Annotated in this window: 1 pseudogene; it reads left to right on the plus strand. The window is 66.1% G+C overall.

The features are described from left to right. A pseudogene (locus TW83_RS18480) lies at positions 1-242 on the plus strand (aspartate/glutamate racemase family protein); the annotation flags it as partial.

The following is a 242-nucleotide window of genomic DNA, read 5'->3' on the forward strand; positions in this document are numbered from 1 at the left end:
GACCTGCCGCTGGTCTATCTGGGCGACAACGCCCATGCGCCCTATGGGGTGCGCACCGCCGACGACATTTTCGATCTGACCTGCAAGGGCGTCGAGCGCCTGTGGGACGAGGGCTGCGATCTGGTGATCCTGGCCTGCAACACCGCCAGTGCCGCTGCGCTGAAGCGGATGCAGGAAACCTGGCTGCCGGCGGACAAGCGCGTCCTGGGCGTGTTCGTTCCCATGATCGAGGCGCTGACCGA

It is taken from the genome of Paracoccus sp. S4493 (genome assembly GCF_000967735.1).
Lineage (GTDB): Bacteria > Pseudomonadota > Alphaproteobacteria > Rhodobacterales > Rhodobacteraceae > Paracoccus > Paracoccus marcusii.